Annotated in this window: 10 protein-coding genes; 4 read left to right on the forward strand and 6 right to left on the reverse strand. The window is 51.3% G+C overall.

The features are described from left to right. Positions 1-9 precede the first annotated feature (9 nt). Positions 10-1167 (reverse strand): DUF418 domain-containing protein YeiB, encoded by a 1158-nt coding sequence (yeiB, locus tag OGV77_RS20830; protein WP_286502971.1) that lies wholly within the window; start codon positions 1165-1167, stop codon positions 10-12. Between the two features lie 14 nt (positions 1168-1181). Beyond that, a complete protein-coding gene (folE, locus tag OGV77_RS20835; RefSeq protein WP_003027410.1) occupies positions 1182-1850 on the reverse strand; it encodes a GTP cyclohydrolase I FolE in 669 nt (222 codons plus the stop codon). 321 nt (positions 1851-2171) lie between these two features. On the opposite strand from folE, the gene fghA reads away from it, so the two are divergent. Continuing rightward, positions 2172-3008, forward strand: a complete 837-nt coding sequence (gene fghA / locus OGV77_RS20840; RefSeq protein ID WP_087051322.1) for an S-formylglutathione hydrolase — start codon at positions 2172-2174, stop codon at positions 3006-3008. Here fghA and OGV77_RS20845 read toward each other — a convergent pair whose 3' ends face one another. Continuing rightward, a complete protein-coding gene (locus OGV77_RS20845) occupies positions 3009-3398 on the reverse strand; it encodes a helix-turn-helix domain-containing protein (RefSeq protein WP_043016962.1) in 390 nt (129 codons plus the stop codon). Then, the gene (locus OGV77_RS20850; RefSeq protein WP_087051321.1) at positions 3395-4759 is read right to left on the reverse strand and encodes an L-serine ammonia-lyase; all 1365 of its coding nucleotides are present in this window, start codon (positions 4757-4759) and stop codon (positions 3395-3397) included. The genes OGV77_RS20845 and OGV77_RS20850 overlap by 4 nt, the downstream gene beginning before the upstream one ends. A gap of 216 nt (positions 4760-4975) precedes the next feature. Here OGV77_RS20850 and serB point away from each other — a divergent pair, with 216 nt between their 5' ends. The 3 genes from serB to OGV77_RS20865 all read left to right on the forward strand — a co-directional run bounded on the left by serB (position 4976) and on the right by OGV77_RS20865 (position 9536). Then, a complete protein-coding gene (gene serB / locus OGV77_RS20855) occupies positions 4976-5863 on the forward strand; it encodes a phosphoserine phosphatase SerB (RefSeq protein WP_087051320.1) in 888 nt (295 codons plus the stop codon). A gap of 31 nt (positions 5864-5894) precedes the next feature. Next, positions 5895-7217: an MFS transporter gene (locus tag OGV77_RS20860; RefSeq protein ID WP_047409949.1), complete on the forward strand. Its 1323-nt coding sequence runs from the start codon at positions 5895-5897 to the stop codon at positions 7215-7217. 333 nt (positions 7218-7550) lie between these two features. Then, positions 7551-9536 carry a ligand-gated channel protein gene (locus OGV77_RS20865; RefSeq protein ID WP_047409946.1) on the forward strand — a complete coding sequence of 662 codons (1986 nt, stop codon included), beginning with the start codon at positions 7551-7553 and terminating at the stop codon, positions 9534-9536. A gap of 72 nt (positions 9537-9608) precedes the next feature. Here the strand turns inward: OGV77_RS20865 and lysP are convergent, their stop codons facing one another. Continuing rightward, positions 9609-11078 (reverse strand): lysine-specific permease, encoded by a 1470-nt coding sequence (gene lysP / locus OGV77_RS20870; protein ID WP_003027419.1) that lies wholly within the window; start codon positions 11076-11078, stop codon positions 9609-9611. Between the two features lie 194 nt (positions 11079-11272). Then, positions 11273-12154: a DNA-binding transcriptional regulator YeiE gene (gene yieE, locus OGV77_RS20875; protein WP_043016966.1), complete on the reverse strand. Its 882-nt coding sequence runs from the start codon at positions 12152-12154 to the stop codon at positions 11273-11275. Positions 12155-12190: the final 36 nt, after the last annotated feature.

Consider the following 12190-nt stretch of genomic DNA (forward strand, 5'->3'; position numbering starts at 1 on the left):
TCCAGATCGTTATCTGGATGTACGCGGCAATGATGTCCCCGCAGCACGCAGGGTTAATTGACGCCACAGCCATTCTATCGGGCCCTGGCGGTAAAAACGTAGCCATATGATGGAGAAAAGTAGATTCACGGCCCAGACCGGTATGACGAAAAACAGCAGCTCCAGCCGGTCATATTTCATAAATAAGCCGGCCTGGTAAAACAGCGTGGTGCAGATTAAGGTTTGTAACAGATAGTTGGTTAATGCCATGCGGCCCACACAGGCGATGGCAATGACCCATTTAAAGCGGCTAAGCTGCGGCCAGTAACCGAACATCAGCGCGGCGTAACCGATAGTCTGCAACGGCGCGCCCAGCTCTCGCGGGGCTTGCAGCAAGAAGGCACACCAGCGGTAGGTCCAGTCCAGTTGCCACTGAATGATAATAGCAGGCAGGTTAATCGCCATGCCGATAATAACCAGCAGCACGCCGGTGCGTCGGTAATGCTGTAAGCTGTACTGCCCTTTTAGCCAGCCGCTGCGCATTAATGCCGCGCCGAGCAGCATCATCCCCGCCAGTTGCCAGCCGTATTGCGCGCCTAACGCCAGCAAGCTATTGGACATCATATCCACGCGATTGCTGACTGCTTCCATTCCGCCGTTCACTTTCCAGTATTTTTCATACAGCAACGCTGAGGCATCCGGCGTCCAGGCGCGACTGGTTTCACTCCCTGAGATAACCCCCAGCAGCAGCAGTACGCCAACCCCCACCAGATAAAGCAGTAAGCCGGTGTTAAACAAGCTTTTTATCGACGGCGCATCCCGGATCAGCCGCCAACAAATCAGGCCAATTAAGCCATATGCCAGCAGGATATCGCCATCCCAGAAAAGTAAACCGTGTATAAAACCCAACAGCACCAGCAGCGTAAGCCGCGACTGGATCCAGCGTTTGCCGCGCGGGAGCAGCATTTGCAGACCGGCCCCGAACAGCAATGCAAACAGCGTGAGGAATTTTACCTGCGCAAAGAGATCGAGCAGCGCCCAGGTCCAGGCATCGGATAAGGTGATGTTGCCATACCACGCGGGATTGAGGTATGCCGCCTTTGGCAAGCCAAAGGCGCTAATATTGAGAAGCAGGATACCAAGAATGGCGACGCCACGAATAAAATCCAGCGTGACATTACGCTCCATGGTTCCTGCCCTAATCAGTTGTGATGACGTACTGCGCGCAGGAATTCCTGACGCGTGTTCTGGCTGGACTTAAACAATCCGCCAAGAGACGTGGTCGTGGTCGCACTGGTCGCATCACGAATGCCGCGCGCTTTCACACAGTAATGTACCGCATCAATCGACACCGCCACATTATTGGTTCCGAGCAGCGTTTGCAGCGCGGTGAGGATCTGCTGGGTCAAACGTTCCTGAACCTGCGGACGCTGTGCAAAGAACTGCACAATGCGATTAATCTTCGACAGACCAATGACCGAATCTTTCGGGATATACGCCACCGTCGCTTTGCCGTCGATAGTGACAAAGTGGTGTTCGCAGGTGCTGGTCAGCGTGATATCGCGGACCGTGACCATCTCGTCCACCTTCATTTTGTTTTCAATGACGGTGATTTTCGGGAAGTTGGCGTAATCGAGGCCGGAGAAAATCTCATCGACATACATTTTCGCAATGCGATGCGGAGTTTCCATCAAACTGTCATCGCTCAAGTCGAGATTGAGCAACTGCATAATCTCGGTCATATGGCCCGAGATAAGACGTTTGCGCGTTTCGTTATCCATCTCTTGCACGGGCGGGCGTAGTGGCGTTTCAAGACCACGTGCGACCAGCGCTTCATGAACCAGGGCCGCTTCTTTACTGAGTGATGACATTTCTTCTTCTCCTGCAGGTGGGGCGCCTCTGCCCTGCATGGGGCAAAGTTTTTAGGCTGTGTCACAGCCAGAACATTGTGCGTGAGGCGGCGCACATAATCCAGTATTCACCGCGATAATTATTGAAATTGGCGCAGCCTTTCAGCGTAGCGATTTCACTTGTCATTCAACCCGGTGACATCGAGTGTTAATGTAAAGTTATATAGATGATGAAGTATGTTTGCTCAATGCGGAAGTGAAAGTTACTCACAGTGCTATGAATAATCTGTATTATGGTGAGTTCGCAAACACATTCAGGTTCAACACAATAAGGAGCCACGCATGGAAATGCTTGAAGAGCACCGCTGTTTTGAAGGCTGGCAGCAACGCTGGCGTCACGACTCTACCACGTTAAATTGCGCCATGACCTTCAGTATTTTTCTTCCGCCACCCCGCGATAACGCCCCGCCTCCGGTGCTGTACTGGCTGTCGGGCCTGACCTGCAATGATGAAAACTTTACCACCAAAGCCGGTGCGCAGCGCATCGCGGCTGAGCTGGGCATTGTTCTGGTGATGCCGGACACCAGCCCGCGCGGCGAGCAGGTTGCCAACGATGACGGCTACGATTTAGGCCAGGGCGCGGGATTTTACCTCAATGCCACCCAGCCGCCGTGGGCAACGCATTTTCGCATGTATGACTATCTGCGTGATGAGCTGCCGGCACTGATTCAATCGCAGTTTAACGTCAGCGATCGCTGCGCCATTAGTGGACATTCCATGGGCGGTCACGGCGCGTTGATTATGGCGCTGAAAAATCCCGGGAAATACACCAGCATTTCCGCCTTTGCGCCGATCGTCAATCCTTGCCGCATTCCGTGGGGCGAGAAGGCGTTTAGCGCTTATCTGGGTGAAGATAAATCACAGTGGGCCGAGTGGGACAGCTGCGCGTTAATGTTGGCCAGCAAGCCCGCAGATGCGATTCCGACGCTAATCGATCAAGGCGACAGCGACCAGTTTCTTGCCGATCAGCTCCAGCCTGCGGTACTGGCCGAAACGGCCCGTCAAACCGCATGGCCGATGACGCTGCGCATCCAGCCAGGTTACGACCACAGCTATTACTTTATTGCGTCGTTTATTGAGGATCACCTGCGCTTCCATGCCCAGTATCTGCTGAAGTGATCACCAGTAAAGCGTATTTTCTATTGCCGCGCTGTAGCTCATCTCTTCTGACTGCGGCGCGGACGCTTTACGATTTAGATCGGCCGCCTGCTGGCGTACCTGTAATCGCCCCACGCTCTCACCGCCTTCATGACCTTCGTTAAAATTACGCACTTCAGACTCGAATAAGATTGCATCCAGGTGGTGCAACTTTTTCAGCGCCCGCAACAGGGAGATAAGCGTGTCCAGATTGAGGCCACCGCCTTTCTCGATGCGTTTAATGGTCGCAATGCCGACCTGTGCACTGTCAGCAAGCTGCTGCTGTGTTAGCGCCAGAGAAATCCGCGTTTCTCTAATGCGAGCGCATAATGACAAGATGATTTCATCATTATTCATGGTGTGATATTTCATGCCGCCCTCCCCCGATTTTTGGGCTGAATTTTCCCAAGGCAGCCGTGATACGTTTCGCGGTACTTCGCGCTCATGTCTTTACCCGTTTCATACATGGCTGCAATCACCTCATCGAGCGAAACGCATGGCTCGCTGACGCGGCTCATCGCCATCGTTGCGGCGTTAATCGCTTTTACGGACGAAATCGCATTTCGCTCGACACAGGGAATTTGTACCTGCCCGCCAACCGGATCGCAGGTCAGCCCGAGATGATGCTCCATGGTGATTTCTGCGGCATTCAGCACCTGAGCAACTGACGCCCCCATCAGTTCCGCTAACCCTGCCGCGGCCATCGAACTGGCCACACCGATCTCTCCCTGACACCCGACCTCAGAACCCAAAATAGACGCGTTTTGTTTGAACAGTAGCGCAATGGCGCCAGCGGTGAGGAAAAAGCGGATAACCGATGCGCTATCCAGCTTACAGACAAACTTATCGTACCAACTGAGGACCGCTGGGATGATACCGCTGGCACCATTGGTCGGCGCGGTCACCACCCGCCCTCCTGCGGCGTTTTCCTCGCTGACGGCAATCGCAAACGCATTCACCCAGTTGAGGTTGGTGAGAAAGTCGTTAGCAGAGGGTTTCATTGCCAGTAATTTATAGAGCGAGCAGGCCCTGCGCGGCACCTGATACGAGCCGGGCAGTAGGCCTTCAGTATGCAGACCACGATGGACTGCCTGCTGCATTACCGCCCAAACATGCGCGAAATAGTCATGCAACGCCGCCTGAGAATGCATCTGTAACTCATTTTTCATCATTAATGCCGCAACGGATAATCCATTACGCTGGCACAGCGCCTGCAGCTGCGCGGCATTTTGAAACGCAAACGGAAATGCGTTTTTTTGCGCGGCTCTCTCGGGCACCGACTCGCCGGGTTTGCGAACCTGGCCGGCGCCGGTTGAAAACCATGTTTCTTCATACAACGTAAAATAATCATCCCTGGCGCGAAACGTCATCGCATAGGGATGACCAGAATGCGGGTGTTGATTCGGCTTAATCGCGACCGTCACGGTAACTGAAGGAGAAAGCGTCAGGGTGCCGTCCTGTTCAGCACGTTTAATGAGATCCATCTGCTGGCGTAAATCAACATCATCCGGCTGGTTGCCCAACAGCCCCAGATAAAGAGCGATATCAACGTTATGACACTTGCGGCTTAATGAGAGCGCGCCATATAGCTCAACCTCGATTTCTCGCGTTAGCGGTAAGATCTCCTGTAGCTTTAATTGTGAAATGAAGTTAAACGCGGCACGCATTGGCCCTACTGTTCTTGAACTGGAAGGCCCAATAACGACTTTAAAAATATCAATACAACTTTCCATTTCAGACCCATCCCTGTTAGTCAAAATAGAATATACCGCCAGTAGCAGCAGACCGTGACGCGTATATCAAAAACGATACCTTTCAGACTTTGTTTATTTGTTGGTATAAAAAACAATACTATTTTATCTTTTTTTTAACATTCACATCTGTGATAAAGCAGGATTCAATCACCACCCTCTACTATTACAATAATCTTAATTTACAGGAGTGAGATAATGGCAATTATTTATTTTATTAGTGCAAAAGATCCTGAAAAACTTCAGGCATGGCTGCACAATACGTTTCTAAATACCGAGACCAAACAATATCCTTGCGCACTGGAACAGTTATCTATAGCCGCATTCAATAAACCGTATTTAAAATTATCAATACCCGATGAAGTATTCACCGATGACATATACAAGAAACTAAGAGCTACATCGTTCACTCAGCAATTTGATTTTTTCCTAAAACCGCAAATCATCCCGACGAACGGGATCATCGCCTTTGACATGGACTCGACGTTTATCGAGGAAGAAGGTGTGGATGAGATCGCCCACGCGCTAGGCATCACCGATCGGATAACGGAATTGACGCAGCAGGCGATGGAAGGAAAACTGGATTTCAATAGCAGTTTCACTCAGCGCATCGGAATGTTAAAAGGGACGCACATCGATGTCATCAATGCCGTATGCGATCGGATGACGGCCTCTCCCGGCATCACCACCATTTTGCCATTCCTCAAACAGAAGGGATTTAAAACAGCGATCATTTCCGGCGGACTGGATATTTTCACCCGCCGTTTACAACAGAAATATCAGCTGGATTATGTATTTTCAAATATCGTTGCAATCAGGGATGGCATGCTAACGGATAATATTTCCACGCCAATCATGAATGCAGAAAATAAGCAGAAAACGTTGGCCATACTTGCCGACTCTCTACAGATACCTCAGCATAATATTATCGCCTGCGGTGATGGCGCCAACGATATCCCCATGCTGACGTATGCTGGCACTGGTATTGCCTGGCAAGCAAAACCCGCCGTCAGGAATTTAATTGCCAATCAGATTAACTTTCACGGATTCGAGTCGCTTTTGTTCTTTATCGAAAATGGATTATAACCCCACGAGCACTGTCTGAAGGGAAAATCATATGAGCTTGAAATCATTTATATTCAGCCAGGCTGATAAGCCGGTTGTAAAAGAAGAAAAAGAGATCGACCATACTTACAAAAAATTCAGAATAGAGATTATTACCTCAGTTTTTATCTCTTACGCCGTCTTTTATTTAACACGTAAAAACTTCTCAGCCGCCATGCCGGCCATGCTGTCAGATACCGCTCTGACCGCTGAAGATTTTGCCATCATGTCTTCACTGTTTTACATTCTGTATGGCTCAATGAAGTTTGTTGGCGGCATGCTGGTTGATAAAATCAACCCGAAAGCCATGACCGGACCGGTGCTCATTGGCGTGGGGATCGTTAATATTCTGTTTGGTTTTTCCGACAGCGTTGCCGCGTTTTATGTGTTGTACAGCCTCAATGCTATCCTCCAGGGCACCAGTTTTCCGCCAATGGCAAAGATCATGGCATCCTGGTTTTCCAAGAATGAACGCGGGCGTTGGTGGGCGGTCGTTGAAGCGGCGCATAATATTGGCGGTAGTCTCGCCCCACTGCTGACAAGTTTCGCGATTGTCTGGAGCGGTAGCTGGAAAATGGGTTTTTATGTGCCGGGCGCGATCTCCTTGCTGATGGGGGTCATTGCGCTCTTTACAATTAAAGACCGTCCCGGGACCTTAGGTTTGCCCAACGTTGGCGAATGGCGCAAGGATCCAACAGAGTTAGCCCAGGTTAAAGCCAGTCCGGTTAACCTCTCCTTTTGGCAGATTTTTGTTAAATATATCCTGATTAACCCGCTGGTGTGGATTATTATCATTGGCGATATGTCGGTTTATATTGCCCGCACCATCCTCAACGACTGGCCACAAATTTACTATTCTCAGGTACATGGCTGGAGCCTGATTAAAGCCAACTCCATTATCTCGTGGTTTGAAGCCGGAGGACTTGCCGGGGGGTTACTGGCGGGTTACTTATCGGACTTTATGTTTAAAAGTAACCGCTGGATGACAGGATTAATATTCGCATTAATGCTCTGCGTGTGTATTACCTTAATCCCACTAGTTCAGGATACTTCATATACCATTACGGCCATTCTCTTCACTATTATGGGTTTTGCCCTGTACGGCCCGCATATGCTTTTTGCCGTAGGTTGTCTGGATGTCACTCACAAAGATGCGGCGGGATCGATAACCGGTTTCCGCGGATTGTTTAGCTATGTTGGCGCGGCATTAGCAGGCGTACCGGTGATATTAGTAAAGAACAACTGGGAGTGGTCTGGAGTCTATCTCTATGCCGTGATCGCAATCCTGTTAACCACCTTGTCACTGGCCTTACTCGCCAAATTCCATCGGCTATAAGCCAGCCATAACAGGACGGTGGCACCATCGCCGCTGTCCTTCGGTTAGGCTCTTTCAGCGTCAAAAAGGTGTCCTTCCTCTTCATTCCTCCATCATTCCTTCACTTTTTCTCCTTTTTTCTTTCCACATTATCCTATTGATTAAAAAAGCTTTTATATCGAAACAATATCAAACACAAATGATTTCTATTATCATTTGTGTTTACAAACATTCATACTTTTGTACAATCCATTCGCTTCTTTACTGAAAAGAGTCCTTAAAAGACAAATACATACAATTGTCATGGCCTTTCATATGACACGCAGTTTGATTCATTTAAATGGAATGATACAAATGACTATACCTCACGTTAAGGCTGTAGCTGCCGCAGTATGCGTCGCCAGTCTCCCATCACTCGGCCATGCCGCTGAACAAGACACCGTAGTCGTTACCGCTACCGGCTTCGAGCAGAAAATTCAGGATGCACCCGCGTCGATATCTGTTATTACCAAGCAGCAGATTGAGGACAAAGCCTATCGCGATGTTACCGATGCGCTAAAAGATGTCCCTGGCGTCGTCGTCACCGGCGGGGGGAGCAGCAGCGATATTAGTATTCGCGGTATGGCTTCGCAATACACGCTCTTCCTGGTCAACGGCAAACGCATTAGCACACGCGGCACACGTCCTAACAGCGACAACTCAGGTATTGAGCAAGGTTGGCTGCCGCCGCTGGAATCCATCGAGCGTATCGAGGTAATCCGCGGCCCGATGTCATCCCTCTACGGCTCCGATGCGATGGGTGGCGTCATTAACGTCATCACCAAGAAAGTGTCGAATACCAAAGCCTGGACCGGCTCTCTGCACGGCGATGCCACCTTCCAGGAAGACAGAGATTCCGGCGATATTTACCAGACTAACGCCTATGCGTCTGGGCCACTGATTGACGGATTACTCGGCGCGAAGGTGACTGGCTTATTCTCCCACCGGGCCGAAGATAAAATCCTTAATGGCTACAATGAACAGCGTATGCGTAACGGGGGTTTAACCCTGAACTTTACGCCAGATGATAAAAATGACATCGACTTCGATTACGCGCGTGAACTGCAGGATCGCGACAGTACGCCAGGCAAATCCATGGCCGAGGAAAACTGCCGTAACGGGAGCTGTAAGCCCAACAGTAAAAGCGAAAACAAGTATGTGCACACGACGTATTCCCTGACCCACAGCGGTTATTACGACGACTTCAACTCCACCAGCTATATCCAGCAGGAAGAGACCGACAACCCCGGTCGCCAGATGAAGTCTTATAACACGATTTTCAATAACCAGAACCAGGTCTTCCTTGGGGCGCACACCCTGACGTTGGGCGGGCAATATCGTTATGAAAAACTGCGCGATAATGGCAACCAGCTACAAGCGGCTGATGGACTGAACAAACTGACTCGCTGGAGCTGGGCGCTATTTGCCGAAGATGAATGGGCCGTTACCGATACCTTCACGCTGACTGGCGGTCTGCGTATGGATAAAGATGAAAACTACGGCGACAACTGGACGCCACGCGGCTATGGCGTATGGCATCTGAGCGATCAATGGACCTTAAAAGGCGGCGTTTCTGCGGGCTATCGCGCCCCGGATCTGCGCCAGTCTTCTGCCAGTTGGGGACAGGTCACCGGCGGCGGTCGTCTGAACGGAATCATTGTCGGCAACCCGGACCTGAAACCAGAGAAAAGCCTCAGCGAAGAGATCGGTTTACTGTGGGATAACGGCAACGACCTCAATGCGGGCGTTACGCTGTTCAATACTGACTTCAAAAACAAAATCACCGAAGTTCGCCGTTGCAACAGCAGTTCCGATCCGGCCTGCACCATCGGCAATACCCATTATGACTTCGTCAGCGATCGCGTTAACGTCGATAAAGCCAATATGCGCGGCGTAGAATCCACCTTCGGCTGGAAAATCACCTCCGACGTCAACTGGACGGCGAACTATACCTATACGGAATCTGAGCAGAAAAGCGGTCAGTTCTCCGGCCAGCCGTTGAACAAAATGCCGAAGCATATGTTCAACACTACGCTGGACTGGCAGGCCACCCAGGATCTCGGTTTCTGGAGCCGTCTGAATCTGCGCGGGAAAACGTCTGAATACCTGAGCCGTACCTCCATGGCCCAGGGCACGCCGTCCTATACTCAGGTCGATGTTGGTTTACGTTACTATGCCACCAAGGATCTGTTGATGACCGCTGGCGTGTATAACGTGCTGGATAAACAAATCGATTACGATACCTACGACACCGTTCTTGATGGACGTCGTTACACGGTTGGCATGACTTACAGCTTCTAAGTCTGGCGCAATAAAAAACCCCGGCACTCATCATGCCGGGGTTTTGTTTTTTCTGCCGTAGCTGGTTAAGAATTATTTCTTCACGCGACCCGGGAATTTCATTTCGCTATAGCGAACAAAATGGGTTCCTTTCGTCAGCTTATAGCCAAACCAGATAATCAGGAACAGCGGGATACCGATATAGGTTGCCATCACGCCGCCCCAGTCAATGCTGTCTTTCAGGAACGCTTCGTAGTTCTGGCCGAGAGTGATAATCAGACACAGCACAAAGGCGAAGATCGGACCCAACGGGAAGAAGCCAGAACGGTACGGCAAATCCTTCACATCGTGACCCTGCAGCACATAACCACGACGGAAGCGATAGTGGCTAATGGCGATCCCCAGCCAGGCGATAAAGCCCGTCATCCCGGAGGTATTCAGCAGCCACAGGTACACGGTCTGGTTGCCAAACATCGAGGTCAGGAAGCACAGCCCCGCCACCACGGTGGTCGCATACAGCGCGTTACGCGGAACGCCGCCACGAGACAGTTTACCGAAAATGCGCGGCGCTTTACCGTCGCATGCCAGGGTGTAAAGCATACGCGTGGAGGCGTACATCCCGGAGTTACCCGCAGACAACACCGCCGTCAGGATAACCGCGTTCATCACCGCCGCCGCAGACAGCAGACCCGCATGTTGGAATACCAGCGTGAATGGGCTAACGCTGATGTCTTTCACGTCGTTGCGCAGCAGGCTCGGATCGGTGTACGGAATGATCAGGCTAATAATCAAAATCGCGAACACATAGAACAGCAGGATTCGCCAGAACACCTGACGTACCGCACGTGGAATATTCTTTTCAGGATCTTCAGATTCGCCTGCCGCGATACCGATAAGCTCCGTACCCTGGAAGGAGAAGCCGACGATCATCGCCACGCCAATCATCGCGGCAAAGCCACCGGCAAACGGTGCATCACCGGTCGTCCAGTTACTCCAGCCCACCGGCTGAGCGCCTTTGAAGATACCGAAAATCATCATCACGCCAACCACGATGAAGATAATGACGGTGGTAACTTTGATCAGTGAGAACCAGTATTCCGCTTCACCAAATCCGCGAACGGAAATGTAGTTCAGCAGGAAGATAACGCCGAGGAACAGTGCGCTCCAGATCCAGCCTGGCGTGTCCGGGAACCACCAGCTCATCACCAGCTGTGCGGCCACCAGGTCAACGGCAATCGTTACCGCCCAGTTGTACCAGTAGTTCCAGCCCAGCGCGAAGCCAAAGCCTTCTTCTACGTAGTTCTGACCGTAGGTGGAAAACGAGCCGGAAACCGGCATATAGGCAGCCAGTTCACCGAGGCTGGTCATCAGGAAGTACACCATCAGACCGATCAATATATAAGAGAACAACGCGCCGCCAGGACCCGCCGCAGAAATAGTTGCACCAGATGCAACAAAAAGACCTGTACCGATGGAGCCTCCAATGGCAATCATCGTCAGGTGACGCGCCTTCAGTTCACGACGTAGCGTGGGCGCTTCTGTGGTTTTAGTTTCGGAAACCATGTGAAAATGCTATCCATCCAAAAAATGAGGTGCGATTGTAGCAGACGAAATGGCATTCTTCCGGCACAAATACGCAGTTATAAGAGACCTTCATGACTGGCCGCGGATTATAAGTAAAGCAGAAAATGGGCGACGCAAGGCGGATAAAACGTAACCGCCAGCATGCTTAGAGGGACCTTTCGACAATCAGCGCTTTAATCGCCCAGTTCTACCTGGTCGCTGTAATGTAAAAAACGCGTAATGGCATTAGAGATATGTTTTTGCCGGTGATGAACGCGCCAGAGAGTGCGGACTAAACGCGGCAGCGGCACAGGAACTTCGCTCAACGTACCCGCCTGTAACTGCTCCGCTATAACCCGGCGCGACAAACAGCTGATCCCGAGACCATGGCGCACCGCATGCTTAATGGCCTCCGAGTTACCCAACTCCATTGCCATCTGAAATCTCGGCAGATGGGACAGCAGCAGGTAATCCACCAGTTCGCGCGTACCCGATCCTCGCTCGCGCAGGATCCACGGCGAAGCCGCCAGCTGTTCCAGCGTAACGGACCCCTTTGTGAGCGGTGACGAGGGTGCGGCAAACACCACCAGTTCGTCTTCCAGCCACGGCTCAGAGATGATTTCCGTGCTGTGACACGGCCCTTCGATCAGCCCAATGTCTACCCGAAAATCCAGCACCGCATTGATTACGTCCTGGCTGTTGCCCACGCTAAGCTCCAGCGGCAAATCAGGGAAATCCTGGCGATAACGGGCGATCATGGCGGGCAAAATGTAGTTGCCAATAGTGCTACTGGCGTAGACCCGAATAGCACCATTATCTTCGCGAAAAAGCTGTTCGATTTCGATCGTTTGCTCAAGCAGCGCCAGCGCGCGTGGATAAAGCAAGCGCCCGTGCTCGTTGACCACCAGCCGTTTGCCGACACGGTCAAACAGCTGCACGCCAAGTTGCCCTTCGAGATCGGTTAGCGCCGCACTCACCGCCGACTGCGACAATGCCAACATGACAGACGCCTGGGTCGTTGAGCCGCTTTTTAGTACCTCAGCAAACACTTCAAGTTGTCGCAGGGTGATATGCATAGTCGTTTTCCACCGGATATCCGTTACTTATACCCT

Source organism: Citrobacter sp. Ce129, from assembly GCF_030334545.1.
In the GTDB taxonomy this organism is placed as follows: domain Bacteria; phylum Pseudomonadota; class Gammaproteobacteria; order Enterobacterales; family Enterobacteriaceae; genus Citrobacter; species Citrobacter europaeus.

Bases quoted from the DNA above. Each gene is read 5' to 3' on its own strand.
- fghA (WP_087051322.1), top strand. From the start codon at position 2,172: ATGGAAATGCTTGAAGAGCACCGCTGTTTTGAAGGCTGGCAGCAACGC.
- OGV77_RS20865 (WP_047409946.1), top strand. From the start codon at position 7,551: ATGACTATACCTCACGTTAAGGCTGTAGCTGCCGCAGTATGCGTCGCC.
- yeiB (WP_286502971.1), bottom strand. From the start codon at position 1,167: ATGGAGCGTAATGTCACGCTGGATTTTATTCGTGGCGTCGCCATTCTT.
- lysP (WP_003027419.1), bottom strand. From the start codon at position 11,078: ATGGTTTCCGAAACTAAAACCACAGAAGCGCCCACGCTACGTCGTGAA.
- OGV77_RS20860 (WP_047409949.1), top strand. From the start codon at position 5,895: ATGAGCTTGAAATCATTTATATTCAGCCAGGCTGATAAGCCGGTTGTA.
- OGV77_RS20850 (WP_087051321.1), bottom strand. From the start codon at position 4,759: ATGGAAAGTTGTATTGATATTTTTAAAGTCGTTATTGGGCCTTCCAGT.
- serB (WP_087051320.1), top strand. From the start codon at position 4,976: ATGGCAATTATTTATTTTATTAGTGCAAAAGATCCTGAAAAACTTCAG.
- folE (WP_003027410.1), bottom strand. From the start codon at position 1,850: ATGTCATCACTCAGTAAAGAAGCGGCCCTGGTTCATGAAGCGCTGGTC.
- yieE (WP_043016966.1), bottom strand. From the start codon at position 12,154: ATGCATATCACCCTGCGACAACTTGAAGTGTTTGCTGAGGTACTAAAA.
- OGV77_RS20845 (WP_043016962.1), bottom strand. From the start codon at position 3,398: ATGAAATATCACACCATGAATAATGATGAAATCATCTTGTCATTATGC.